A 26,033-nucleotide genomic window follows, 5' to 3' on the forward strand; every position below is an offset into this window, starting at 1 on the left:
AAACCATGAGCCAGCAAGTCATTATTTTCGATACCACATTGCGCGACGGTGAACAGGCGTTACAGGCAAGCTTGAGTGTGAAAGAAAAACTGCAAATTGCGCTGGCCCTTGAGCGTATGGGTGTTGACGTGATGGAAGTCGGTTTCCCCGTCTCTTCGCCGGGCGATTTCGAATCGGTGCAGACCATCGCCCGCCAGGTCAAAAACAGCCGCGTATGTGCGTTAGCTCGCTGCGTGGAAAAGGATATCGACGTGGCAGCTGAATCTCTGAAAGTTGCCGAAGCCTTCCGTATCCATACCTTTATTGCCACTTCGCCAATGCACATCGCCACCAAGCTGCGCAGCACGCTGGACGAAGTGATCGAACGTGCTATCTATATGGTGAAACGCGCCCGTAATTACACCGATGATGTTGAATTTTCTTGCGAAGATGCCGGACGCACACCCATTGCCGATCTGGCGCGCGTGGTTGAAGCGGCGATTAATGCCGGTGCCACCACCATCAACATTCCGGACACCGTGGGCTACACCATGCCATTTGAGTTCGCCGGAATCATCAGCGGCCTGTATGAACGCGTGCCTAACATCGACAAAGCCATTATCTCCGTACATACCCACGACGATTTAGGCCTGGCAGTTGGCAACTCACTGGCGGCGGTACATGCCGGAGCGCGCCAGGTGGAAGGTGCAATGAATGGGATCGGCGAGCGAGCCGGTAACTGTTCGCTGGAAGAAGTGATCATGGCGATCAAAGTACGTAAGGATATTCTTAACGTTCATACCGCCATTAATCACCAGGAAATATGGCGCACCAGCCAGTTAGTTAGCCAGATTTGTAATATGCCGATCCCGGCAAACAAAGCCATTGTTGGCAGCGGCGCATTCGCACACTCCTCCGGTATCCACCAGGATGGCGTGCTGAAAAACCGCGAAAACTACGAAATCATGACACCAGAATCTATTGGTCTGAACCAAATCCAGCTGAATCTGACCTCTCGTTCCGGTCGTGCGGCAGTAAAACACCGCATGGATGAGATGGGGTATAAAGAAAGTGAATATAATTTAGACAATTTGTACGATGCCTTCCTGAAGCTGGCGGACAAAAAAGGTCAGGTGTTTGATTACGATCTGGAGGCGCTGGCCTTCATCGGTAAGCAGCAAGAAGAGCCGGAGCATTTCCGTCTGGATTACTTCAGCGTGCAGTCTGGTTCTAACGATATTGCCACTGCCGCCGTCAAACTGGCCTGTGGCGAGGAAGTTAAAGCGGAAGCTGCCAACGGTAATGGTCCGGTCGATGCCGTCTATCAGGCGATTAACCGCATCACTGACTATAACGTCGAACTGGTGAAATACAGCCTGACCGCCAAAGGTCACGGTAAAGATGCGCTGGGTCAGGTGGATATTGTCGCCAACTACAACGGTCGCCGCTTCCACGGCGTCGGCCTGGCCACCGATATTGTCGAGTCCTCCGCCAAAGCCATGGTGCACGTACTGAACAATATCTGGCGCGCCGCAGAAGTCGAAAAAGAGTTGCAACGCAAAGCTCAACACAACGAAAACAACAAGGAAACCGTGTGATGTCGAAGAATTACCATATTGCCGTTTTACCCGGAGATGGGATCGGGCCGGAAGTGATGACCCAGGCACTGAAAGTGCTGGATGCCGTGCGTAACCGCTTTGCGATGCGTATCACCACCAGCCATTACGATGTAGGCGGCGCAGCCATTGATAACCACGGGCAGCCGCTGCCGCCTGCGACGGTTGAAGGTTGTGAGCAAGCCGATGCCGTGCTGTTTGGCTCGGTGGGCGGCCCGAAATGGGAACATTTGCCGCCAGACCAGCAACCAGAACGCGGCGCGCTGTTGCCTTTGCGTAAGCACTTCAAATTATTCAGCAACCTGCGTCCGGCAAAACTGTATCAGGGGCTGGAAGCATTCTGTCCGCTGCGTGCTGACATTGCCGCTAACGGCTTCGACATCCTGTGTGTGCGCGAACTGACCGGCGGCATCTATTTCGGTCAACCAAAAGGCCGCGAAGGTAGTGGACAATATGAAAAAGCGTTTGATACCGAGGTGTATCACCGTTTTGAGATCGAGCGCATTGCCCGTATCGCGTTTGAATCTGCCCGCAAGCGTCGTCGCAAAGTCACCTCAATCGACAAAGCCAATGTGCTGCAATCCTCTATTTTATGGCGGGAGATTGTTAACGAGATCGCCACGGAGTATCCGGATGTCGAACTGGCGCATATGTACATCGACAACGCTACCATGCAGCTGATTAAAGATCCGTCGCAGTTTGACGTACTGCTGTGCTCCAACCTGTTTGGCGACATTCTGTCTGATGAATGCGCGATGATCACAGGCTCGATGGGCATGTTGCCTTCCGCCAGCCTGAACGAGCAAGGTTTTGGTCTGTATGAACCGGCGGGCGGCTCGGCACCCGATATCGCAGGCAAAAACATCGCCAACCCGATTGCACAAATTCTGTCGCTGGCGCTGCTGCTGCGTTACAGCCTGGATGCCGATGATGCGGCTTCCGCCATTGAACGCGCCATTAACCGCGCGTTAGAAGAAGGCATTCGCACCGGGGATTTAGCCCGTGGCGCTGCCGCCGTTAGTACCGATGAAATGGGCGATATCATTGCCCGCTATGTGGCAGAAGGGGTGTAATCATGGCTAAGACGTTATACGAAAAATTATTCGACGCTCACGTAGTGTATGAAGCCGAAAATGAAACCCCGCTGTTATATATCGACCGCCATCTGGTGCATGAAGTGACCTCACCGCAGGCGTTCGATGGTCTGCGCGCCCACGGTCGCCCGGTACGTCAGCCGGGCAAAACCTTCGCCACCATGGATCACAACGTCTCGACTCAGACTAAAGACATTAATGCCTGCGGTGAAATGGCGCGCATCCAGATGCAGGAACTGATCAAAAACTGCAAAGAGTTTGGCGTCGAACTGTATGACCTGAATCACCCATATCAGGGGATTGTCCACGTAATGGGGCCGGAACAGGGCGTCACCTTACCAGGAATGACCATTGTCTGCGGCGACTCACATACCGCCACCCACGGGGCGTTTGGCGCACTGGCCTTTGGTATCGGTACATCCGAGGTCGAACACGTACTGGCAACGCAGACCCTGAAACAGGGGCGCGCGAAAACCATGAAAATTGAAGTCCAGGGCAAAGCTGCGCCGGGCATTACCGCGAAAGATATTGTGCTGGCGATTATCGGTAAAACCGGCAGCGCTGGCGGTACCGGGCATGTGGTGGAGTTTTGCGGCGAAGCAATCCGTGATTTAAGCATGGAAGGTCGTATGACCCTGTGCAACATGGCAATCGAAATGGGCGCAAAAGCCGGTCTGGTTGCGCCGGACGAAACCACCTTTAACTATGTTAAAGGCCGTCTGCATGCGCCGAAAGGTAAAGATTTCGACGACGCCGTTGCCTACTGGAAAACTCTGCAAACCGACGAAGGCGCAACTTTCGATACCGTTGTCACTCTGCAAGCAGAAGAGATCGCCCCGCAGGTAACATGGGGAACTAACCCCGGTCAGGTGATCTCCGTGAACGACAACATTCCCGATCCGGCTTCGTTTGCCGATCCGGTTGAACGCGCGTCGGCAGAAAAAGCGCTGGCCTATATGGGGCTGAAACCGGGTATTCCGCTGACCGAAGTGGCTATCGACAAAGTGTTTATCGGTTCCTGCACCAACTCGCGCATTGAAGATTTACGCGCAGCGGCAGAAATCGCCAAAGGCCGGAAAGTCGCACCAGGCGTGCAGGCACTGGTGGTTCCCGGCTCTGGTCCGGTAAAAGCCCAGGCGGAAGCGGAAGGTCTGGACAAAATCTTTATCGAAGCCGGTTTTGAATGGCGCTTGCCAGGCTGCTCAATGTGTCTGGCGATGAACAACGACCGCCTGAATCCGGGCGAGCGTTGTGCCTCCACCAGCAACCGTAACTTTGAAGGCCGCCAGGGGCGCGGCGGGCGCACGCATCTGGTCAGCCCGGCAATGGCTGCCGCTGCTGCTGTGACCGGACATTTCGCCGACATTCGCAACATTAAATAAGGAGCACACCATGGCAGAGAAATTTATCAAACACACAGGCCTGGTGGTTCCGCTGGATGCCGCCAATGTCGATACCGATGCAATCATCCCGAAACAGTTTTTGCAGAAAGTGACGCGCACTGGTTTTGGCGCGCATCTGTTTAATGACTGGCGTTTTCTGGATGAAAAAGGCCAACAGCCAAACCCGGACTTCGTGCTGAACTTCCCGCAATATCAGGGCGCTTCCATTTTGCTGGCACGAGAAAACTTCGGCTGCGGTTCCTCGCGTGAGCATGCGCCGTGGGCATTGACTGATTACGGTTTTAAAGTGGTGATTGCGCCGAGTTTTGCTGACATCTTCTACGGCAATAGCTTTAACAACCAGCTGCTGCCGGTGAAATTAAGCGATGCAGAAGTGGATGAGTTGTTTGCGCTGGTGAAAGCCAATCCGGGGATTCATTTTGATGTGGACCTGGAAGCGCAAGAGGTGAAAGCGGGAGAGAAAACTTATCGCTTTACCATCGATGCCTTCCGCCGCCACTGCATGATGAACGGTCTGGACAGCATCGGCCTGACTCTGCAGCACGACGACGCCATTGCGTCTTATGAAGAGAAGCAACCGGCGTTTATGCGTTAGTTTGTAAACCGTCCGGCACTCAATCGCCAAAAAGAAAAAAGCCAGCAGATAATCACTGCTGGCGTGGCGATTAACACCAATACTCAGTCACACATGATGTCCGCAAATCAGTAGTCAGAATGACTCCCCTCCCACTGCATCAGTTCTTCAAGCATAGTTAATCGTTGTGGGACGCTTAACCAACGCAACCAGCACAACGTCGCTGTCGCGGTAAAATAGTGCTGATAAAACTGACGCATGGGGCACCTCCTTGCTTCATCGTTAGGAATTATTGACTTAATATAGGGAAAATAAAATTGCTGACTTTTGCGCAGGAGTTCCCCTTTTATGCCATCTGCTCGTCTGCAACAACAGTTCATCCGCCTGTGGCAATGCTGCGAGGGTAAATCGCAGGACACAACGCTCAACGAACTAGCGGAGTTATTGAGCTGCTCCCGTCGTCATATGCGCACCCTGCTCAATACCATGCAGGATCGCGGCTGGCTGACGTGGGAAGCGGAGGTCGGGCGCGGTAAACGCTCACGTTTAACATTCCTCTATACCGGGCTGGCGCTTCAGCAACAGCGGGCGGAAGACTTACTGGAGCAGGATCGTATCGATCAGTTGGTGCAACTGGTTGGCGACAAAGCGGCTGTGCGGCAAATGCTGGTTTCTCATCTGGGGCGTACCTTCCGTCAGGGGCGGCACATCCTGCGCGTTCTCTACTATCGTCCGTTGCGCAATCTGCTGCCTGGCAGCGCATTGCGCCGTTCCGAAACCCATATCGCCCGGCAAATCTTCAGTTCGCTAACGCGCATAAATGAGGAAAATGGGGAACTGGAAGCAGACATCGCCCACCACTGGCAGCAAATATCACCGCTTCACTGGCGCTTCTTTTTGCGTCCAGGAGTCCATTTTCATCATGGTCGTGAACTGGAAATGGACGATGTGATCGCCTCTTTAAAACGAATCAATACGCTGCCGCTCTATTCGCATATTGCGGACATTGTGTCGCCGACGCCCTGGACGCTGGATATCCATCTCACGCAACCGGACCGCTGGTTACCGTTACTGCTGGGGCAAGTTCCGGCGATGATCCTGCCACGAGAATGGGAAACCCTCAGTAACTTTGCCAGCCATCCCATCGGCACCGGTCCGTATGCGGTGATCCGCAACAGCACCAATCAACTGAAAATTCAGGCATTCGATGACTTCTTCGGTTATCGCGCATTAATCGACGAAGTAAATGTCTGGGTTCTGCCAGAAATTGCCGACGAGCCAGCCGGCGGTCTGATGCTAAAAGGTCCACAGGGCGAGGAAAAAGAGATTGAAAGTCGGCTGGAAGAAGGTTGCTACTATTTACTGTTCGACAGCCGCACCCATCGTGGGGCGAATCAGCAAGTCAGGGACTGGGTAAGTTATGTGCTTTCTCCAACTAATCTGGTCTATTTCGCCGAGGAACAATACCAGCAACTGTGGTTTCCGGCTTATGGACTGCTCCCCCGCTGGCATCATGCCCGCCCGACGCATTGCGAAAAACCCGCCGGGCTGGAAAACCTCACCCTGACTTTTTATCAGGATCATATTGAGCATCGAGTGATTGCCGGGATCATGCAGCAGATTCTGGCAAGTTATCAGGTCACACTGAAAATCAAAGAGATCAGCTACGATCAGTGGTACGAAGGAGAGATCGAGAGCGATATCTGGCTTAACAGCGCCAACTTTACGCTGCCGCTGGATTTTTCGCTGTTCGCGCATTTGTGCGAAGTGCCGCTGCTCCAACACTGTATTCCGATCGACTGGCAAGCCGACGCCGCCCGCTGGCGCAATGGCGAAATGAATCTGGCGAACTGGTGCCAGCAACTGGTCGCCAGCAAAGCAATGGTGCCGCTCATCCACCACTGGCTGATCATTCAGGGGCAACGCAGTATGCGCGGCCTGCGCATGAACACTCTCGGCTGGTTCGATTTTAAATCCGCGTGGTTTGCGCCACCGGATCCATGATTGCTGGTTGATAACAAAATCACTACACTAACGCCGTTCTCAACGGGGTGCCACGCAGACGCGTGCGCTGAGAAAATACCCGTCGAACCTGATCCGGATAACGCCGGCGAAGGGATTTGAGGCTCCTTCTCAAGTCCTTTGCCACTCTTCTTTGAGGTGCAAAGTGTTAAAAAAATATCTTCCCCTGCTGTTGCTCTGTACAGCACCCGCTTTCGCTAAACCCGTTCTGACTGTTTATACCTACGATTCCTTCGCCGCCGACTGGGGGCCAGGTCCGGTGGTGAAAAAAGCCTTTGAAGCCGACTGTAATTGCGAACTGAAACTGGTGGCGCTGGAAGATGGCGTTTCGCTTCTCAACCGTCTGCGGATGGAAGGCAAAAACAGTAAAGCCGATGTGGTGCTGGGGCTGGATAACAATCTGTTAGATGCCGCCAGCAAAACCGGGCTGTTTGCTAAAAGCGGTGTGGCAGCGGATGCCGTTAACGTTCCCGGTGGCTGGAATAATGACACTTTTGTCCCATTTGATTACGGCTACTTCGCCTTCGTCTATGACAAGAACAAACTGAAAAATCCGCCGCAAAGCCTGAAAGAATTGGTTGAAAGCGATCAGAACTGGCGAGTGATTTATCAGGATCCGCGTACCAGTACGCCGGGCCTGGGCCTGTTGTTGTGGATGCAAAAAGTCTATGGCGATGACGCCCCGCAAGCCTGGCAGAAGCTGGCGAAGAAAACCGTCACGGTCACCAAAGGCTGGAGCGAAGCCTACGGCCTGTTTTTAAAAGGCGAAAGCGATCTGGTACTGAGTTACACCACCTCTCCGGCTTATCACATTCTCGAAGAGAAGAAAGATAACTACGCCGCCGCGAACTTCAGCGAAGGTCACTATTTGCAAGTGGAAGTCGCCGCCCGCACCGCTGCCAGCAAACAGCCGGAGCTGGCGCAAAAATTCCTCCAGTTTATGGTTTCTCCGGCTTTTCAGAATGCGATCCCAACCGGCAACTGGATGTATCCGGTGGCAAACGTCACGCTGCCTGCCGGTTTTGAAAAATTGACCAAACCGGCAACCACGCTGGAGTTCACGCCAGCCGAGGTGGCGGCACAACGTCAGGCATGGATTAGCGAATGGCAACGCGCCGTCAGCCGTTAATTCCCGGCTGGTTAATTCCAGGCGTAAGCGCCGCTACGCTTGTGGTGGCGGTTGCACTGGCGGCATTTCTCGCCCTGTGGTGGAACGCGCCGCAGGGTGACTGGATGGCAATCTGGCAGGACAGCTACCTGTGGCATGTGGTGCGCTTCTCCTTCTGGCAGGCGTTTCTCTCGGCGCTGCTCTCTGTCGTACCCGCGATATTCCTCGCCCGCGCGCTCTATCGCAGGCGCTTTCCGGGTCGGCTGACGCTGTTGCGTCTGTGCGCAATGACCTTGATCCTCCCGGTGCTGGTTGCTGTTTTCGGCATTCTTAGCGTCTATGGTCGCCAGGGCTGGCTGGCATCACTCTGCCAATCGCTCGGTCTGGAGTGGACCTTTTCGCCCTACGGCCTGCAAGGTATTTTGCTGGCGCACGTATTTTTTAATCTGCCGATGGCGAGCCGCTTATTACTCCAGGCACTGGAAAACATTCCCGGCGAACAGCGTCAGCTTGCTGCCCAGCTTGGCATGCGCGGCTGGCATTTTTTCCGCTTCGTTGAATGGCCGTGGTTACGGCGCCAAATCCCGCCGGTTGCTGCGCTGATCTTTATGCTCTGTTTCGCCAGCTTCGCCACCGTGCTGTCGCTGGGCGGTGGTCCGCAGGCGACCACTATCGAGCTGGCTATTTATCAGGCGCTGAGTTACGACTACGATCCTGCCCGCGCGGCGATGCTGGCGCTGATCCAGATGATATGTTGCCTTGGGCTGGTGCTGTTGAGTCAGCGACTAAGTAAAGCCATTGCGCCCGGCACCACGCTGCTGCAAGGCTGGCACGACCCGGACGACCGTCTGCATAGCCGCATTTGCGACACGGTGTTAATTGTGCTGGCGCTGTTGCTGTTGCTGCCACCGTTACTGGCGGTGCTCGTCGATGGGATAAATCGCCAGTTGCCGGAAGTGCTGGCGCAGCCGGTGCTGTGGCAGGCGCTGTGGACCTCGTTGCGTATTGCGCTGGCGGCAGGCGTATTATGCGTAGTGCTGACCATGATGCTGCTATGGAGCAGTCGCGAATTGCGGGCACGGCAAAAAATGCTGGCGGGTCAGGCGCTGGAGATGAGCGGAATGCTGATCCTCGCCATGCCGGGGATTGTGCTGGCAACGGGCTTCTTTTTACTGCTCAACAACACCATCGGCCTGCCACAATCTGCTGACGGCATCGTGATTTTCACCAATGCGTTAATGGCCATCCCTTATGCGCTGAAAGTGCTGGAAAACCCGATGCGCGATATCACTGCCCGCTATAGCATGCTTTGTCAGTCGCTGGGCATTGAAGGCTGGTCGCGCTTAAAAGTGGTGGAGCTGCGCGCCCTGAAACGTCCGCTGGCGCAGGCGCTGGCCTTTGCGTGTGTGCTGTCGATTGGTGATTTTGGCGTGGTGGCGTTGTTCGGTAACGATGATTTCCGTACCCTGCCGTTTTATCTCTACCAGCAAATTGGCTCCTATCGTAGCCAGGACGGTGCGGTGACCGCGTTAATTCTGCTGCTGCTCTGTTTTCTGCTGTTTACCGTGATTGAAAAACTACCGGGGCGAAATGTTAAAACTGACTGATATCACCTGGCTTTATCACCATTTGCCGATGCGTTTTAGCTTAACGGTGGAACCCGGCGAGCAGGTGGCGATCCTCGGGCCAAGCGGCGCGGGTAAAAGTACCCTGCTAAATTTGATCGCCGGTTTTCTGACGCCAGCCAGCGGTTCGCTGACTATCGATGGTATTGATCACACCACTACGCCGCCGTCACGCCGTCCGGTATCGATGCTGTTTCAGGAGAACAACCTGTTCAGTCACCTGACGGTCGCGCAGAACATCGGGCTGGGGCTTAATCCTGGATTGAAGCTGAACGCGGCGCAGCAGGAGAAAATGCATGCTATCGCCCGCCAGATGGGGATTGATAATTTAATGGCGCGATTACCGGGCGAGCTTTCTGGCGGTCAGCGACAGCGCGTGGCGTTAGCGCGTTGTCTGGTGCGCGAACAGCCGATTTTATTGCTCGATGAACCGTTCTCTGCGCTCGATCCGGCGTTACGTCAGGAGATGCTGACGCTGGTGAGCACGAGCTGCCAGCAGCAAAAAATGACGCTATTGATGGTGTCGCACAGTGTGGAAGATGCGGCGCGGATCGCCACACGCTCGGTGGTGGTCGCCGACGGGCGCATCGCCTGGCAGGGTAAGACTGAAGAATTGTTGAGCGGTAAGGCGAGTGCTTCGGCAATATTGGGGATTACGGGTTAGTATGCACTGTCGGATGCGGCGTGAACGCCTTATCCGACCTACGGACAGTGCGTTTTGTAGGCCTGATAAGACGCGGCAAGCGTCGCATCAGGCAACCCGCACAGACTATCCCCTAAACCCCAACCACTTTCCGCAAAATATCGATATATACCGGCATCAACGGGTGGCGAATTAACACCACCAGCGCCACCACGCCGATGGCAGAAATCAACGGTGTCAACCACAACAAATGACCGCGCGACAAATAATGACTTAAACGATCAGTTACCTTTCCGCTGCGCCATAACCGCCAGCACAGCCAGCCACCAACCCACAAAAACACCGCTGTTGCCAGCAGCAACCATTTAAACTCGCCACTCTGCATTCCGGCAGGAATATCGATCGCCGCGCCCGCCAGAATCCCCGGCAGGAAGTAAAACGGCGGCCATAACAGGCAGCCGATAATATTTGGCGTAATAAATTTCGCCACCGGGAGATCCAACATTCCCGCCACCATTGGCACCAGCGGACGCGTCGGGCCGACAAAACGACCGACCAGAATGGTAAACATGCTGTGTTGATGCAACGCATGTTCAGTTTTATCGAGTAATGCTTTGTTCTTCTTCAGAAACGACCAGCGATGCAACGGCTTTTTAAAACGCCAGCCCAGCCAGAAGGAGATCCAGTCGCCCAGCAGGCAACCGACGATCCCTGCCAGCCAGGCGTGCCAGAAACTTAACTCGCCGCTGCCAATCAGCGCTCCCAGCCCCGCCATCAGCACCGTACCGGGTAGAATCAAACCGACCAGCGCCAGCGACTCCAGAAAGGCCACCAACACCACCGCCATCAATGAATACACGGTGGATTGGGTAATAAAGTGTTCCAGCAATGCTTGCATAATGTGCCTGTCAAATGGACGAAGCAGGGATTCTGCAAACCCTATGCTACTCCGTCAAGCCGTCAATTGTCTGATTCGTTACCAATTATGACAACTTGGCGGCTACATCATTCACTTTTTCTTCACAACCGGCACGGAACTCACTTGGGCTGGCCCCGGTGCATTTTTTAAATACCCGCGAGAAATAAAGTTGATCGTCAAAGCCAACATTGCGACCGACGGTAGCGATAGGCATCCGGGTGGTGCTCAAAAGCAGCTTCGCCTGACTAATGCGTTGGTCCTCGCGCCAGCTTAAGACACTAATCCCTAACTGTTGGCGGAACAGATGTGACAGACGCGACGGCGACAGGCAGACATGCTGCGCTACGCTGGCAATATCAAAATTGCTGTCTGCGAGGTGATCGCTAATGTACTGACAAGCCTCGCGTACCCGATTATCCATCGGTGGGTGGAGCGACTCGTTAATCGCTTCCATGCGCCGCAGTAACAATTGCTCAAGCAGATTTATCGCCAGCAATTCCGAATAGCGTCCTTCCCCTTGTCCGGCATTAATGATTTGCCCGAACAAATCGCTGAAATGCGGCTGGTGCGCTTCATCCGGGCGAAAGAAACCCGTATTGGCAAATATTGACGGCCAGTTAAGCCATTCATGCCAGTAGGCGCGCGGACGAAAGTAAACCCACTGGTGATACCATTCGCGAGCCTCCGGATGACGACCGTAGTGATGAATCTCTCCTGGCGGGAACAGCAAAATATCACCCGGTCGGCAGACAAATTCTCGTCCCTGATTCTTCACCACTCCCTGACCGCGAATGGTGAGATTGAGAATATAACCCTTCATTCCCAGCGGTCGGTCGATAAAAAAATCGAGATAACCGTTGGCCTCAATCGGCGTTAAACCCGCCACCAGATGGGCGTTAAACGAGTATCCCGGCAGCAGGGGATCATTTTGCGCTTCAGCCATACTTTTCATACTCCCGCCATTCAGAGAAGAAACCAATTGTCCATATTGCATTAGACATTGCCGTCACTGCGTCTTTTACTGGCTCTTCTCGCTAATCCAACCGGTAACCCCGCTTATTAAAAGCATTCTGTAACAAAGCGGGACCAAAGCCATGACAAAAACGCGTAACAAAAGTGTCTATAATCACGGCAGAAAAGTCCACATTGATTATTTGCACGGCGTCACACTTTGCTATGCCATAGCATTTTTATCCATAAGATTAGCGGATCCTACCTGACGCTTTTTTTCGCAACTCTCTACTGTTTCTCCATACCCGTTTTTTTGGATGGAGTGAAACGATGGCGATTGCAATTGGCCTCGATTTTGGCAGTGATTCTGTGCGAGCTTTGGCGGTGGACTGCGCCACCGGTAAGGAGATCGCCACCAGCGTAGAGTGGTATCCCCGTTGGCAGAAAGGGCAATTTTGTGATGCCCCAAATAACCAGTTCCGTCATCATCCGCGTGACTACATTGAGTCAATGGAAGCGGCGCTGAAAACCGTGCTTGCAGAGCTTAGCGCCGAGCAGCGCGCAACCGTGGTCGGGATTGGCGTTGACACAACCGGCTCGACGCCCGCACCGATTGACGCCGACGGTAATGTACTGGCGCTGCGCCCGGAGTTTGCCGAAAACCCGAACGCGATGTTCGTATTGTGGAAAGACCACACCGCGGTTGAAGAAGCGGAAGAGATCACCCGTTTGTGTCACGCGCCGGGCAAAGTTGACTACTCCCGCTATATTGGCGGTATTTATTCCAGCGAATGGTTCTGGGCAAAAATCCTGCATGTGACTCGCCAGGACAGCGCCGTGGCGCAATCTGCCGCATCGTGGATTGAACTTTGCGACTGGGTGCCCGCCCTGCTCAGTGGCACCACGCGCCCGCAGGATATTCGCCGCGGACGTTGCAGCGCCGGACATAAATCTCTGTGGCACGAAAGCTGGGGCGGCCTGCCGCCAGCCAGTTTCTTTGACGAACTGGACCCGATCCTCAATCGCCATTTGCCTTCCCCGCTGTTCACTGACACCTGGACTGCCGATATTCCAGTGGGCACGTTATGCCCGGAATGGGCACAGCGTCTCGGCCTGCCTGAAAGCGTGGTGATTTCCGGCGGCGCGTTTGACTGCCATATGGGCGCAGTTGGCGCAGGCGCACAGCCTAACGCTCTGGTAAAAGTTATCGGTACTTCCACCTGCGACATTCTGATTGCCGACAAACAGAGCGTTGGCGAGCGGGCAGTTAAAGGCATTTGCGGTCAGGTTGATGGCAGCGTGGTGCCTGGATTTATCGGTCTGGAAGCAGGTCAGTCGGCGTTTGGTGATATCTACGCCTGGTTCGGTCGCGTACTCGGCTGGCCGCTGGAACAGCTTGCCGCCCAGCATCCGGAACTGAAAGAGCAAATCAACGCCAGCCAGAAACAACTGCTTCCGGCGCTGACCGAAGCATGGGCCAAAAATCCGTCTCTGGATCACCTGCCGGTGGTGCTCGACTGGTTTAACGGCCGCCGCACACCGAACGCTAACCAACGCCTGAAAGGGGTGATTACCGATCTGAACCTCGCTACCGACGCTCCGCTGCTGTTCGGCGGTTTAATTGCCGCCACCGCCTTTGGCGCACGCGCAATCATGGAGTGCTTTACCGATCAGGGGATCGCCGTTAATAACGTGATGGCGCTGGGCGGCATCGCGCGCAAAAACCAGGTCATTATGCAGGCCTGCTGCGACGTGCTGAATCGCCCGCTGCAAATTGTTGCCTCTGACCAGTGCTGTGCGCTCGGTGCGGCGATTTTTGCTGCCGTCGCCGCGAAAGTGCACGCAGATATCCCATCAGCACAGCAAAAAATGGCCAGTGCGGTAGAGAAAACCCTGCAACCTCGCAGCGAACAGGCACAACGCTTTGAACAGCTTTATCGCCGCTATCAGCAATGGGCGATGAGCGCCGAACAACACTATCTTCCAACTTCCGCCCCGGCACAGGCTGCCCAGGCCGTTCCGACTCTATAAGGACACGACAATGACAATTTTTGATAATTATGAAGTGTGGTTTGTAATTGGCAGCCAGCATCTGTATGGTCCGGAAACCCTACGTCAGGTCACCCAACATGCCGAACACGTCGTTAATGCGCTGAATACGGAAGCGAAACTGCCCTGCAAACTGGTGCTGAAACCGCTGGGCACCACGCCGGATGAAATCACCGCTATTTGCCGCGACGCGAATTACGACGATCGTTGTGCAGGTCTGGTGGTATGGCTGCACACCTTCTCTCCAGCCAAAATGTGGATTAACGGCCTGACCATGCTCAACAAACCGTTGCTGCAATTCCACACCCAGTTCAACGCGGCGCTGCCGTGGGACAGTATCGATATGGACTTTATGAACCTGAACCAGACCGCACATGGCGGTCGCGAGTTCGGCTTCATTGGTGCGCGTATGCGTCAGCAACATGCCGTCGTTACCGGTCACTGGCAGGATAAACAGGCACATGAGCGTATCGGCTCATGGATGCGTCAGGCGGTCTCTAAACAGGATACCCGTCATCTGAAAGTTTGCCGCTTTGGCGATAACATGCGTGAAGTAGCGGTCACCGATGGCGATAAAGTTGCCGCACAAATCAAATTCGGTTTCTCCGTCAATACCTGGGCAGTTGGCGATCTGGTGCAGGTGGTGAACTCCATCAGCGATGGCGATGTTAACGCGCTGGTCGATGAGTACGAAAGCTGCTACACCATGACGCCTGCGACACAAATCCACGGCGAAAAACGGCAGAACGTGCTGGAAGCTGCGCGTATTGAGCTGGGGATGAAGCGTTTCCTGGAACAAGGTGGCTTCCATGCGTTCACCACCACCTTTGAAGATTTGCACGGTCTGAAGCAGCTTCCAGGCCTGGCCGTGCAGCGTCTGATGCAGCAGGGCTACGGCTTTGCGGGCGAAGGCGACTGGAAAACTGCCGCCCTGCTTCGCATCATGAAGGTGATGTCAACCGGTCTGCAGGGCGGCACCTCTTTTATGGAGGACTATACCTACCACTTCGAGAAAGGTAATGACCTGGTGCTCGGCTCCCACATGCTGGAAGTCTGCCCGTCGATCGCCGCAGAAGAGAAACCGATCCTCGACGTTCAGCACCTCGGTATTGGTGGTAAAGACGACCCGGCCCGCCTAATCTTCAACACCCAAACCGGTCCGGCCATTGTCGCCAGCCTGATTGATCTCGGCGATCGTTATCGTCTGCTGGTTAACTGCATCGACACGGTGAAAACTCCGCACTCCTTGCCGAAACTGCCAGTGGCGAATGCGCTGTGGAAAGCGCAACCGGATATGCCAACCGCTTCCGAAGCGTGGATCCTTGCCGGTGGCGCACACCATACCGTCTTCAGCCATGCGCTGAACCTCAACGATATGCGCCAGTTTGCCGAGATGCACGACATTGAAATCACGGTGATTGATAACGACACCCGCCTGCCAGCGTTTAAAGACGCGCTGCGCTGGAACGAAGTGTATTACGGGTTTCGTCGCTAAGTAGCTGCATCAGGTATGTAACGCCTGATGCGACGCTGACGCGTCTTATCTGGCCTACGCGCTGTGATTTTGTAGGCCGGATAAGCAAAGCGCATCCGGCATTCTTTTCCCCCTCGCCCCTTTGGGGAGAGGGCCGGGGTGAGGGGAAACGACCTCTCAGGAGTCAACATGTTAGAAGATCTCAAACGTCAGGTTTTAGAAGCCAACCTGGCGCTGCCAAAACACAACCTGGTCACGCTGACCTGGGGCAACGTCAGCGCCGTTGATCGCGAGCGCGGCGTCTTTGTAATCAAACCTTCCGGCGTCGATTACAGCATCATGACCGCTGACGATATGGTCGTGGTCAGCATCGAAACCGGTGAAGTGGTAGAAGGTACGAAAAAGCCCTCCTCCGATACGCCAACTCACCGGCTGCTCTATCAGGCATTCCCGTCCATTGGCGGCATTGTGCATACGCACTCCCGCCATGCCACCATCTGGGCGCAGGCGGGCCAGTCAATCCCGGCAACCGGCACCACCCACGCCGACTATTTCTACGGCACCATTCCCTGCACTCGCAAAATGACAGATGCAGAAATCAACGGCGAATATGAGTGGGAAACCGGTAACGTCATCGTTGAAACCTTCGAAAAACAGGGTATCGACGCAGCGCAAATGCCTGGCGTTCTGGTCCATTCTCACGGCCCGTTTGCATGGGGTAAAAACGCTGAAGACGCAGTGCATAACGCCATCGTGCTGGAAGAAGTCGCTTATATGGGGATTTTCTGCCGCCAGCTTGCTCCGCAACTGCCTGATATGCAGCAAACATTGCTGGATAAACACTATCTGCGTAAGCATGGTGCAAAAGCCTATTACGGCCAGTAATGACTGTATAAAACCACAGCCAGTCAACCAAAACCAGGCTATACTCAAGCCTGGTTTTTTGATGGAATTTCAGCGTGGCGCAGGCAGGTTTTATCTTAACCCGACACTGGCGGGACACCCCGCAAGGGACAGAGGTCTCCTTCTGGCTGGCGACGGACAACGGGCCGTTGCAGGTTACGCTTGCACCGCAAGAGTCCGTGGCGTTTATTCCCGCCGATCAGGTTCCCCGCGCCCAGCATATTTTGCAGGGTGAACAAGGCTTTCGCCTGACGCCGCTGGCGTTAAAGGATTTTCATCGCCAGCCGGTGTATGGCCTTTACTGTCGCGCCCATCGCCAGTTAATGAATTACGAAAAGCGCCTGCGTGAAGCTGGCGTTACCGTTTACGAGGCCGATGTGCGCCCGCCAGAACGCTATCTGATGGAGCGGTTTATCACCTCTCCGGTGTGGGTCGAGGGTGATATGCGCAATGGCGCTATCGTTAATGCCCGTCTGAAACCGCATCCCGACTACCGCCCGCCGCTCAAGTGGGTTTCTATTGATATTGAAACCACCCGCCACGGTGAACTGTACTGCATCGGCCTGGAAGGGGGCGGGCAGCGCATCGTTTATATGCTGGGGCCAGAGAATGGCGACGCCTCCGCGCTCGATTTCGAACTGGAATATGTCGCCAGTCGCCCGCAGCTACTGGAAAAACTCAACGCCTGGTTTGCTAACCACGATCCTGATGTGATCATCGGCTGGAACGTGGTGCAGTTCGATCTGCGAATGCTGCAAAAACATGCCGAGCGCTACCGTATTCCACTGCGTCTGGGGCGCGATAACAGTGAGCTGGAGTGGCGCGAGCATGGCTTTAAAAACGGCGTCTTTTTTGCCCAGGCTAAAGGTCGGCTAATTATCGACGGTATCGAGGCGCTGAAATCTGCATTCTGGAATTTCTCTTCATTCTCGCTGGAAACCGTCGCTCAGGAGTTATTAGGCGAAGGAAAATCTATCGATAACCCGTGGGATCGGATGGACGAAATTGACCGCCGTTTCGCCGAAGATAAACCTGCCCTGGCGACTTATAACCTGAAAGATTGCGAGCTGGTGACGCAGATCTTCCACAAAACTGAAATCATGCCGTTTCTACTCGAACGGGCGACGGTGAACGGCCTCCCAGTAGATCGGCACGGGGGATCGGTGGCGGCGTTTGGTCATCTCTATTTTCCGCGAATGCATCGTGCTGGTTATGTCGCGCCTAACTTCGGTGAAGTGCCGCCGCACGCCAGCCCTGGCGGCTATGTGATGGATTCGCGGCCTGGGCTTTATGATTCGGTACTGGTGCTGGACTACAAAAGCTTGTACCCCTCGATCATCCGCACCTATCTGATTGATCCCGTCGGGCTGGTGGAAGGCATGGCGCAGCCTGATCCAGAGCACAGCACCGAAGGATTTCTCGATGCCTGGTTCTCGCGGGAAAAACATTGCCTGCCGGAGATTGTGACTAACATCTGGCACGGGCGCGATGAAGCCAAACGCCAGGGCAATAAACCGCTGTCGCAGGCGCTGAAGATCATCATGAATGCCTTTTATGGCGTGCTCGGGACTACCGCCTGTCGCTTCTTCGATCCCCGCCTGGCGTCGTCAATCACCATGCGTGGTCATCAGATCATGCGGCAAACCAAAGCGTTGATTGAAGCGCAGGGCTACGACGTGATCTACGGCGATACTGACTCAACGTTTGTCTGGCTGAAAGGCGCGCACTCCGAAGAAGAAGCGGCGAAAATCGGTCGTGCACTGGTGCAGCACGTTAACGCCTGGTGGGCAGAAACGTTGCAACAGCAACGGCTGACTAGCGCATTAGAACTGGAGTATGAAACCCATTTCTGCCGTTTTCTGATGCCAACCATTCGCGGAGCCGATACCGGCAGTAAAAAACGTTATGCCGGGCTGATTCAGGAGGGCGATAAGCAGCGGATGGTGTTTAAAGGGCTGGAAACCGTGCGCACCGACTGGACGCCGCTGGCCCAGCAGTTTCAGCAGGAGCTTTACCTGCGTATCTTCCGCAACGAGCCATATCAGGAGTACGTCCGCGAAACCATCGACAAACTGATGGCGGGTGAACTGGATGCGCGGCTGGTTTACCGTAAACGCCTTCGCCGTCCGCTGAGCGAATATCAGCGTAATGTGCCGCCTCATGTACGCGCCGCTCGCCTTGCCGATGAAGAAAACCAAAAGCGCGGTCGCCCCTTGCAATATCAGAACCGCGGCACCATTAAGTACGTATGGACCACCAACGGCCCGGAGCCGCTGGACTACCAACGTTCACCGCTGGATTACGAACACTATCTGACCCGCCAGCTACAACCCGTGGCGGAGGGAATACTCCCTTTTATTGAGGATAATTTTGCTACACTTATGACCGGGCAACTTGGGCTATTTTGAGCAAAAAAAGAGTTCGCCAGATACCATTTTGATGCGTGACGAATGCTTTGCCATCCAGTACCATAGCGCCCTTTCCATTCCTGGACCTGAATAACACCACTACCTCATAAGCACGGTAGCGGGTGGTTATTGCCTGCAATTAAAGATATAGAGCCGAACACATATGCCTTTTACACTTGGTCAACGCTGGATCAGCGATACAGAAAGCGAATTGGGACTTGGAACCGTTGTCGCGGTGGATGCGCGAACTGTCACTTTACTTTTCCCATCTACTGGTGAAAACCGTCTGTACGCACGCAGTGATTCCCCCGTGACCCGCGTGATGTTCAACCCTGGTGATACCATTACCAGCCATGACGGCTGGCAGATGCAAGTCGAAGAAGTAAAAGAAGAAAATGGCTTGCTGACCTATATCGGTACTCGCCTGGATACTGAAGAGTCCGGCGTAGCCCTGCGTGAAGTTTTCCTTGATAGCAAACTGGTGTTCAGCAAACCGCAGGACCGTCTGTTTGCCGGGCAGATTGATCGTATGGACCGCTTTGCGCTGCGTTATCGCGCACGTAAATATTCCAGCGAACAGTTCCGTATGCCGTACAGCGGCCTGCGCGGTCAGCGTACCAGTCTGATCCCACATCAGCTCAACATCGCTCATGATGTTGGTCGCCGCCATGCGCCGCGCGTCCTGCTGGCTGACGAAGTGGGTTTAGGGAAAACCATTGAAGCCGGGATGATCCTGCATCAGCAACTGCTCTCTGGCGCTGCTGAACGTGTACTGATTATCGTCCCGGAAACCTTACAGCATCAGTGGCTGGTAGAAATGCTGCGCCGCTTCAATCTGCGTTTTGCCCTGTTTGATGATGAGCGTTATGCCGAAGCTCAGCACGATGCTTACAACCCGTTCGACACCGAACAGCTAGTCATTTGCTCGCTGGATTTTGCCCGTCGTAGCAAACAGCGTCTGGAGCATCTCTGTGAAGCCGAATGGGACCTGCTGGTGGTCGATGAAGCGCATCACCTGGTGTGGAGCGAAGATGCGCCGAGCCGCGAATATCAGGCCATTGAACAACTGGCTGAGCACGTGCCCGGCGTTCTGCTGCTGACCGCAACCCCGGAACAACTGGGGATGGAAAGCCACTTCGCCCGTCTGCGTCTGCTGGACCCGAACCGTTTCCACGATTTCGCGCAGTTCGTTGAAGAGCAGAAAAATTATCGTCCAGTAGCAGATGCCGTTGCCATGCTGCTGGCAGGTAACAAACTCAGCAATGACGAACTGAACATGCTCGGTGAGATGATCGGCGAGCAGGATATTGAGCCGTTACTGCAGGCGGCAAACAGCGACAGCGAAGATGCCCAGAGCGCCCGTCAGGAACTGGTTTCCATGCTGATGGATCGCCACGGCACCAGCCGCGTGCTGTTCCGTAACACCCGTAACGGCGTTAAAGGCTTCCCGAAACGCGAGCTACACACTATTAAACTGCCGCTGCCGACGCAGTATCAGACGGCGATTAAAGTGTCCGGCATTATGGGCGCACGTAAAAGTGCCGAAGACCGCGCTCGCGATATGCTCTACCCGGAGCGTATTTATCAAGAATTTGAAGGCGATAACGCCACCTGGTGGAACTTCGATCCGCGCGTTGAGTGGCTGATGGGTTACCTGACCAGCCATCGCTCACAGAAAGTGCTGGTGATCTGCGCTAAAGCCGCTACCGCGCTGCAACTGGAGCAGGTACTGCGTGAGCGTGAAGGTATCCGCGCCGCGGTGTTCCACGAAGGCATGTCGATTATTGAGCGTGACCGCGCTGCGGCATGGTTTGCCGAAGAAGACACCGGCGCGCAGGTGCTGCTGTGTTCGGAAATCGGTTCTGAAGGGCGTAACTTCCAGTTCGCCAGCCACATGGTAATGTTCGATCTGCCGTTCAACCCGGATCTGCTGGAGCAGCGTATTGGTCGTCTGGATCGTATCGGTCAGGCACACGATATTCAGATCCATGTGCCTTATCTGGAAAAAACCGCTCAGTCGGTACTGGTGCGCTGGTATCACGAAGGTCTGGATGCATTCGAGCACACCTGCCCGACCGGACGTACTATCTACGATAGCGTATACAACGATTTGATTAACTATCTGGCCTCACCGGATCAAACCGAAGGCTTTGACGATCTGATCAAAAACTGCCGCGAGCAGCACGAAGCGCTGAAAGCACAACTGGAACAGGGCCGTGACCGCCTGCTGGAGATCCACTCCAACGGTGGCGAAAAAGCCCAGGCACTGGCTGAAAGCATTGAAGAGCAGGATGACGATACCAACCTGATCGCCTTCGCCATGAACCTGTTCGATATTATCGGTATCAATCAGGACGATCGCGGCGACAACATGATCGTGCTGACGCCGTCCGATCATATGCTGGTGCCGGACTTCCCGGGCCTGTCGGAAGATGGCATCACCATCACCTTCGACCGTGAGGTGGCGCTGGCGCGTGAAGATGCGCAGTTTATTACGTGGGAGCACCCACTGATCCGCAACGGCCTTGATCTGATCCTCTCTGGCGATACCGGTAGCAGCACGATTTCGCTGTTGAAAAACAAAGCGTTGCCGGTAGGTACGCTGTTGGTGGAACTGATTTATGTCGTTGAAGCCCAGGCTCCGAAGCAGTTGCAGCTCAACCGCTTCCTGCCGCCGACGCCGGTACGTATGCTGCTGGATAAAAATGGCAACAACCTGGCGGCGCAGGTGGAGTTTGAAACCTTTAACCGTCAGCTTAACGCGGTTAACCGCCACACTGGCAGCAAGCTGGTTAATGCCGTGCAGCAAGATGTTCACGCTATCCTTCAGCTGGGTGAAGCGCAGATCGAGAAATCTGCCCGTGCATTGATTGATGCAGCGCGTAACGAAGCCGACGAAAAACTGTCTGCCGAGCTGTCTCGTCTGGAAGCGCTGCGCGCAGTGAACCCGAACATTCGTGACGACGAACTGACCGCTATTGAGAGCAACCGTCAGCAGGTAATGGAAAGTCTGGATCAGGCAGGCTGGCGTCTGGATGCCCTGCGTTTGATCGTTGTGACGCATCAGTAACGGAGCCGAAAATGGGGATGGAAAACTACAATCCACCGCAGGAACCCTGGTTGGTTATCCTGTATCAGGATGACCATATTATGGTGGTCAACAAGCCGAGCGGTTTGTTGTCTGTGCCGGGTCGTCTGGAAGAGCACAAAGACAGCGTGATGACGCGCATTCAGCGTGATTATCCGCAGGCGGAATCGGTGCATCGTCTGGATATGGCTACCAGCGGCGTGATTGTAGTGGCGCTGACCAAAGCCGCGGAGCGGGAATTAAAACGCCAGTTCCGCGAGCGCGAGCCGAAAAAGCAGTATGTGGCCCGCGTCTGGGGACATCCATCCCCTGCGGAAGGTCTGGTAGATCTGCCGCTGATTTGCGACTGGCCAAACCGCCCGAAACAGAAAGTCTGTTACGAAACGGGTAAACCTGCGCAGACGGAATATGAAGTGGTGGAGTATGCAGCGGATAACACGGCAAGAGTGGTGTTAAAACCGATTACCGGGCGTTCACATCAGCTGCGTGTGCATATGTTGGCGCTGGGTCATCCGATTCTCGGAGATCGTTTTTATGCATCACCAGAAGCGAGAGCTATGGCACCGCGTTTGTTGCTGCATGCCGAGATGCTGACGATTACCCATCCGGCGTATGGCAATAGTATGACGTTTAAAGCGCCAGCGGATTTTTAATAGTCTCGCTGGCGCGATTCGGTAGGCCGGATGCGGCGCGGGCCGCGTCTTATCCGGCCTACAATTTGAAACTTATTTAAACCCTTTCTGCTGCTTTATCAGCTCATAGGCTTGCTGAATTTCCTGCGCTTTCTGCTTCGCCATCTCCATCATCTCAGGCGGCAAACCTTTTGCTACCAGCTTATCGGGATGGTGCTCGCTCATCAGCTTACGATAGGCACGTTTAATGGTGGTCGCATCATCCGTCGGCTTCACACCCAGCACATTACAGGCATCTTCCAGCGTCGGGCCACGCTGCGCTTGCTGCCAGTTACCACCGCCAGATTGCTGCTGATAACCGCCGCCAAACTGTGCACCGCCCTGCATCATGCGCAAAAACTGGTCAAACTGGGCACGGGAGATCCCTAATTCTTCAGCAATGACATACAGCACCGCCCGTTCATTCGGATGCAGCGAACCATCAGCAAACGCCGCCTGAATCTGGATCTCCAGAAACATACGAATTAAGTCAAAACGACCAAAGCAGACACTGCGAAACTGGCGCATCTTTTCGCGCAGTGGGTAATTGTCTGATTTTCCAACCCGGAACGCATTTTGCGCCGCAGTACGGGAAGCGCCATGAAGGTTCATTCGGTCCATCAACTGGCTGGCGATATGAATATCAGCCTCCGTGACGCGACCTTTGGATTTGGTTAAATGCCCCATCACTTCAAAAGTGGTGGCAAAAAACAGCGCCTGACGCTCACGCTGGTTGGCGAACCACGCCATTTTACGGCTACGGGCTTTATCAAACATATGGCCAATTAACAGGCCTAACACTACGCCCCAAAAGCCGCCGCCCATCAGTAAGGCCACGGCCACGCCAATGATTTTTCCCCAATACTGCATATATTCCCCAAATCGACACACGGATATCAGGGCTATCTCCCACAATATAAAGGTGCTTTTACCGTTTTCCGGCTGCGGTCAATTGTGGGACATCGCCTATAATTTGCATTATCATACCTGTCATTCAATGCCGTGCCTAACACCACTGACGCTATTCGGACAGGATTAACACTAGCGTAGAGATGACGAGTACGTTAGTCTCTGACCGTTTGTCACGCGCAACGTTACCGATGATGGAACAATAAAATCAACGTATGAAAAAACGTATCCCCACTCTCCTGGCCACCATGATTGCCACCGCCCTTTATAGTCAACAGGGACTGGCAGCCGACCTCGCCTCACAGTGCATGTTGGGCGTGCCAAGCTATGATCGTCCTCTGGTACAGGGCGATACCAATGACTTACCCGTGACTATCAATGCTGACCACGCGAAAGGGGACTACCCGGATGACGCCGTGTTTACTGGCAGCGTGGATATCATGCAGGGTAACAGCCGTCTGCAGGCCGACGAAGTGCAGCTCCATCAAAAAGAGGCACCAGGACAACCGGAGCCGGTACGTACCGTTGATGCGCTCGGTAATGTCCATTACGACGATAACCAGGTCATCCTCAAAGGGCCGAAAGGCTGGGCGAATCTGAACACCAAAGATACCAACGTCTGGGAAGGTGATTACCAGATGGTGGGTCGTCAGGGCCGCGGTAAAGCGGACCTGATGAAACAACGTGGCGAAAACCGCTATACCATTCTGGATAACGGTAGCTTTACCTCCTGTCTGCCGGGTTCTGACACCTGGAGCGTGGTAGGTAGCGAAATTATTCATGACCGCGAAGAACAAGTTGCGGAGATCTGGAACGCCCGCTTTAAGGTGGGTCCGGTACCGATCTTTTATAGCCCATATTTGCAGTTGCCGGTGGGTGACAAACGTCGCTCTGGTTTCTTGATCCCGAACGCCAAGTACACCACCACCAACTACTTTGAGTTCTACCTTCCATATTACTGGAACATCGCGCCAAATATGGATGCCACCATCACGCCGCATTATATGCATCGTCGTGGCAATATCATGTGGGAGAACGAATTCCGCTACCTCTCCCAGGCGGGCGCAGGTTTGATGGAACTGGACTATCTGCCTTCCGATAAAGTCTATGAAGATGAACACCCGAACGATGACAGTTCACGTCGTTGGTTGTTCTACTGGAACCACTCCGGGGTCATGGATCAGGTGTGGCGTTTCAACGTCGACTACACCAAGGTCAGCGATCCTAGCTACTTCAATGATTTCGATAACAAGTACGGTTCCAGTACTGACGGCTACGCAACGCAAAAATTCAGCGTTGGCTATGCGGTGCAAAACTTCAATGCCACCGTTTCAACCAAGCAGTTCCAGGTCTTCAGCGAACAGAACACCAGTAGCTACTCGGCAGAACCGCAGTTAGACGTTAACTACTACCAGAATGATGTTGGTCCGTTTGATACACGCATTTACGGCCAGGCAGTACACTTTGTTAACACCAGAGACGACATGCCTGAAGCAACCCGTGTTCACCTGGAACCGACCATCAATTTGCCGCTCTCTAATAACTGGGGCAGCATCAATACCGAAGCGAAGTTGCTGGCAACCCATTATCAGCAAACTAATCTTGACTGGTATAATTCCAGAAACACAACCAAGCTGGACGAATCCGTTAACCGCGTAATGCCGCAATTCAAAGTTGACGGCAAAATGGTCTTTGAACGCGATATGGAAATGCTGGCACCGGGTTATACCCAAACGCTGGAACCGCGCGCGCAGTATTTGTACGTGCCGTATCGCGATCAGAGCGACATCTATAACTACGACTCGTCTCTGCTGCAATCTGACTACTCAGGCCTGTTCCGGGACCGGACTTATGGCGGTCTTGACCGTATTGCCTCCGCTAACCAGGTGACGACCGGTGTCACATCTCGCATATATGATGATGCTGCCGTTGAACGTTTTAATATTTCCGTTGGTCAAATCTACTATTTCACGGAGTCTCGCACTGGCGATGACAACATAACATGGGAGAATGACGACAAAACGGGCTCACTGGTATGGGCAGGCGATACCTACTGGCGTATCTCCGAGCGCTGGGGGTTGCGTGGCGGGATTCAGTACGACACGCGCCTGGATAACGTAGCCACCAGTAACTCCAGCATTGAATACCGTCGGGATGAAGACCGTCTGGTGCAGTTGAACTACCGTTACGCCAGCCCGGAATATATTCAGGCTACGCTGCCTAAGTACTATTCCACGGCAGAGCAGTATAAGAATGGTATTTCGCAGGTAGGTGCCGTCGCCAGCTGGCCAATTGCCGATCGTTGGTCAATTGTCGGGGCCTACTACTACGACACCAATGCGAACAAGCAAGCCGACTCTATGTTAGGTGTGCAATATAGCTCCTGCTGCTATGCGATTCGCGTCGGTTACGAGCGGAAGCTGAACGGTTGGGATAACGATAAACAACATGCGGTATATGACAACGCAATCGGCTTTAACATCGAACTTCGCGGCCTGAGCTCCAACTACGGTCTGGGTACGCAAGAGATGCTGCGTTCGAACATTCTGCCGTATCAAAACACTTTGTGATTTGTTGATTTACCACGTAATCCGCAG

The 26,033-nt window shown here is 54.2% G+C and carries 19 protein-coding genes and 1 riboswitch; of the genes, 15 read left to right on the plus strand and 4 right to left on the minus strand.

Annotated elements, in window-relative coordinates; translation table 11 throughout:
• Positions 1 to 5: 5 nt before the first annotated feature.
• From leuA to leuD, 4 genes are read left to right on the plus strand one after another with little or no spacing between them, the layout of a single operon-like run.
• Positions 6 to 1,577 carry a 2-isopropylmalate synthase gene (gene leuA, locus AACU19_RS04250; protein ID WP_000082846.1) on the plus strand — a complete coding sequence of 524 codons (1,572 nt, stop codon included), beginning with the start codon at positions 6 to 8 and terminating at the stop codon, positions 1,575 to 1,577.
• The gene (gene leuB / locus AACU19_RS04255) at positions 1,577 to 2,668 is read left to right on the plus strand and encodes a 3-isopropylmalate dehydrogenase (RefSeq protein WP_000042368.1); all 1,092 of its coding nucleotides are present in this window, start codon (positions 1,577 to 1,579) and stop codon (positions 2,666 to 2,668) included. Before leuA ends, leuB begins: the two co-directional genes overlap by 1 nt.
• A gap of 2 nt (positions 2,669 to 2,670) precedes the next feature.
• Positions 2,671 to 4,071: a 3-isopropylmalate dehydratase large subunit gene (gene leuC / locus AACU19_RS04260; protein ID WP_001140645.1), complete on the plus strand. Its 1,401-nt coding sequence runs from the start codon at positions 2,671 to 2,673 to the stop codon at positions 4,069 to 4,071.
• A gap of 10 nt (positions 4,072 to 4,081) precedes the next feature.
• The gene (leuD, locus tag AACU19_RS04265; protein ID WP_000818231.1) at positions 4,082 to 4,687 is read left to right on the plus strand and encodes a 3-isopropylmalate dehydratase small subunit; all 606 of its coding nucleotides are present in this window, start codon (positions 4,082 to 4,084) and stop codon (positions 4,685 to 4,687) included.
• A gap of 107 nt (positions 4,688 to 4,794) precedes the next feature.
• Here leuD and sgrT read toward each other — a convergent pair whose 3' ends face one another.
• A complete protein-coding gene (gene sgrT, locus AACU19_RS04270; RefSeq protein WP_001248772.1) occupies positions 4,795 to 4,926 on the minus strand; it encodes a glucose uptake inhibitor SgrT in 132 nt (43 codons plus the stop codon).
• Positions 4,927 to 5,014: 88 nt separating this feature from the next.
• Between sgrT and sgrR the strand changes: the two genes are divergently transcribed.
• The 4 genes from sgrR to thiQ all read left to right on the plus strand — a co-directional run bounded on the left by sgrR (position 5,015) and on the right by thiQ (position 10,085).
• The gene (gene sgrR / locus AACU19_RS04275; RefSeq protein ID WP_105278718.1) at positions 5,015 to 6,670 is read left to right on the plus strand and encodes a DNA-binding transcriptional regulator SgrR; all 1,656 of its coding nucleotides are present in this window, start codon (positions 5,015 to 5,017) and stop codon (positions 6,668 to 6,670) included.
• 33 nt (positions 6,671 to 6,703) lie between these two features.
• Positions 6,704 to 6,803: riboswitch (TPP riboswitch) on the plus strand.
• 30 nt (positions 6,804 to 6,833) lie between these two features.
• A complete protein-coding gene (thiB, locus tag AACU19_RS04280; RefSeq protein WP_001355216.1) occupies positions 6,834 to 7,817 on the plus strand; it encodes a thiamine ABC transporter substrate binding subunit in 984 nt (327 codons plus the stop codon).
• Positions 7,793 to 9,403, plus strand: coding sequence for a thiamine/thiamine pyrophosphate ABC transporter permease ThiP (gene thiP, locus AACU19_RS04285; protein WP_105278719.1), 1,611 nt, complete (start codon positions 7,793 to 7,795; stop codon positions 9,401 to 9,403). Before thiB ends, thiP begins: the two co-directional genes overlap by 25 nt.
• Complete coding sequence (gene thiQ, locus AACU19_RS04290) at positions 9,387 to 10,085, plus strand: thiamine ABC transporter ATP-binding protein ThiQ (RefSeq protein ID WP_000916262.1); 699 nt, start codon at positions 9,387 to 9,389, stop codon at positions 10,083 to 10,085. Before thiP ends, thiQ begins: the two co-directional genes overlap by 17 nt.
• A gap of 112 nt (positions 10,086 to 10,197) precedes the next feature.
• Here the strand turns inward: thiQ and AACU19_RS04295 are convergent, their stop codons facing one another.
• Both AACU19_RS04295 and araC read right to left on the minus strand, forming a co-directional pair.
• Positions 10,198 to 10,962 carry a DedA family protein gene (locus tag AACU19_RS04295; RefSeq protein WP_001148408.1) on the minus strand — a complete coding sequence of 255 codons (765 nt, stop codon included), beginning with the start codon at positions 10,960 to 10,962 and terminating at the stop codon, positions 10,198 to 10,200.
• Positions 10,963 to 11,047: 85 nt separating this feature from the next.
• Positions 11,048 to 11,926, minus strand: a complete 879-nt coding sequence (gene araC / locus AACU19_RS04300; RefSeq protein ID WP_001561401.1) for an arabinose operon transcriptional regulator AraC — start codon at positions 11,924 to 11,926, stop codon at positions 11,048 to 11,050.
• Positions 11,927 to 12,264: 338 nt separating this feature from the next.
• Between araC and araB the strand changes: the two genes are divergently transcribed.
• The 6 genes from araB (at position 12,265) to rluA (ending at position 22,509) form a co-directional block, all read left to right on the plus strand.
• Positions 12,265 to 13,965, plus strand: coding sequence for a ribulokinase (gene araB / locus AACU19_RS04305; RefSeq protein WP_105278720.1), 1,701 nt, complete (start codon positions 12,265 to 12,267; stop codon positions 13,963 to 13,965).
• Positions 13,966 to 13,975: 10 nt separating this feature from the next.
• Positions 13,976 to 15,478: an L-arabinose isomerase gene (gene araA / locus AACU19_RS04310; RefSeq protein ID WP_105278721.1), complete on the plus strand. Its 1,503-nt coding sequence runs from the start codon at positions 13,976 to 13,978 to the stop codon at positions 15,476 to 15,478.
• Between the two features lie 168 nt (positions 15,479 to 15,646).
• Positions 15,647 to 16,342 carry an L-ribulose-5-phosphate 4-epimerase gene (gene araD, locus AACU19_RS04315; protein ID WP_000888658.1) on the plus strand — a complete coding sequence of 232 codons (696 nt, stop codon included), beginning with the start codon at positions 15,647 to 15,649 and terminating at the stop codon, positions 16,340 to 16,342.
• A 74-nt stretch (positions 16,343 to 16,416) separates the two neighbouring features.
• Entirely contained in the window at positions 16,417 to 18,768 is a 2,352-nt protein-coding gene (gene polB / locus AACU19_RS04320) for a DNA polymerase II (RefSeq protein WP_105278722.1), read from the plus strand.
• A gap of 163 nt (positions 18,769 to 18,931) precedes the next feature.
• Entirely contained in the window at positions 18,932 to 21,838 is a 2,907-nt protein-coding gene (gene rapA, locus AACU19_RS04325; RefSeq protein ID WP_001117011.1) for an RNA polymerase-associated protein RapA, read from the plus strand.
• Between the two features lie 11 nt (positions 21,839 to 21,849).
• Positions 21,850 to 22,509, plus strand: a complete 660-nt coding sequence (rluA, locus tag AACU19_RS04330; RefSeq protein ID WP_000525176.1) for a bifunctional tRNA pseudouridine(32) synthase/23S rRNA pseudouridine(746) synthase RluA — start codon at positions 21,850 to 21,852, stop codon at positions 22,507 to 22,509.
• A gap of 72 nt (positions 22,510 to 22,581) precedes the next feature.
• On the opposite strand, the gene djlA is transcribed toward rluA, so the two are convergent.
• Positions 22,582 to 23,397, minus strand: coding sequence for a co-chaperone DjlA (gene djlA / locus AACU19_RS04335; RefSeq protein WP_001200573.1), 816 nt, complete (start codon positions 23,395 to 23,397; stop codon positions 22,582 to 22,584).
• A 254-nt stretch (positions 23,398 to 23,651) separates the two neighbouring features.
• Between djlA and lptD the strand changes: the two genes are divergently transcribed.
• The gene (gene lptD, locus AACU19_RS04340; RefSeq protein ID WP_000746151.1) at positions 23,652 to 26,006 is read left to right on the plus strand and encodes an LPS assembly protein LptD; all 2,355 of its coding nucleotides are present in this window, start codon (positions 23,652 to 23,654) and stop codon (positions 26,004 to 26,006) included.
• The last annotated feature ends 27 nt before the right edge of the window (positions 26,007 to 26,033 follow it).

Source organism: Escherichia sp. MOD1-EC4550, assembly GCF_963876935.1.
Taxonomy (GTDB): Bacteria; Pseudomonadota; Gammaproteobacteria; order Enterobacterales; family Enterobacteriaceae; genus Escherichia; species Escherichia coli_F.

Coding starts and splice junctions, on each gene's coding strand:
- leuA (WP_000082846.1), top strand. CDS start 6: ATGAGCCAGCAAGTCATTATTTTCGATACCACATTGCGCGACGGTGAA.
- leuB (WP_000042368.1), top strand. CDS start 1,577: ATGTCGAAGAATTACCATATTGCCGTTTTACCCGGAGATGGGATCGGG.
- leuC (WP_001140645.1), top strand. CDS start 2,671: ATGGCTAAGACGTTATACGAAAAATTATTCGACGCTCACGTAGTGTAT.
- leuD (WP_000818231.1), top strand. CDS start 4,082: ATGGCAGAGAAATTTATCAAACACACAGGCCTGGTGGTTCCGCTGGAT.
- sgrT (WP_001248772.1), bottom strand. CDS start 4,926: ATGCGTCAGTTTTATCAGCACTATTTTACCGCGACAGCGACGTTGTGC.
- sgrR (WP_105278718.1), top strand. CDS start 5,015: ATGCCATCTGCTCGTCTGCAACAACAGTTCATCCGCCTGTGGCAATGC.
- thiP (WP_105278719.1), top strand. CDS start 7,793: ATGGCAACGCGCCGTCAGCCGTTAATTCCCGGCTGGTTAATTCCAGGC.
- thiQ (WP_000916262.1), top strand. CDS start 9,387: ATGTTAAAACTGACTGATATCACCTGGCTTTATCACCATTTGCCGATG.
- AACU19_RS04295 (WP_001148408.1), bottom strand. CDS start 10,962: ATGCAAGCATTGCTGGAACACTTTATTACCCAATCCACCGTGTATTCA.
- araC (WP_001561401.1), bottom strand. CDS start 11,926: ATGGCTGAAGCGCAAAATGATCCCCTGCTGCCGGGATACTCGTTTAAC.
- araB (WP_105278720.1), top strand. CDS start 12,265: ATGGCGATTGCAATTGGCCTCGATTTTGGCAGTGATTCTGTGCGAGCT.
- araA (WP_105278721.1), top strand. CDS start 13,976: ATGACAATTTTTGATAATTATGAAGTGTGGTTTGTAATTGGCAGCCAG.
- araD (WP_000888658.1), top strand. CDS start 15,647: ATGTTAGAAGATCTCAAACGTCAGGTTTTAGAAGCCAACCTGGCGCTG.
- rapA (WP_001117011.1), top strand. CDS start 18,932: ATGCCTTTTACACTTGGTCAACGCTGGATCAGCGATACAGAAAGCGAA.
- rluA (WP_000525176.1), top strand. CDS start 21,850: ATGGGGATGGAAAACTACAATCCACCGCAGGAACCCTGGTTGGTTATC.
- djlA (WP_001200573.1), bottom strand. CDS start 23,397: ATGCAGTATTGGGGAAAAATCATTGGCGTGGCCGTGGCCTTACTGATG.
- lptD (WP_000746151.1), top strand. CDS start 23,652: ATGAAAAAACGTATCCCCACTCTCCTGGCCACCATGATTGCCACCGCC.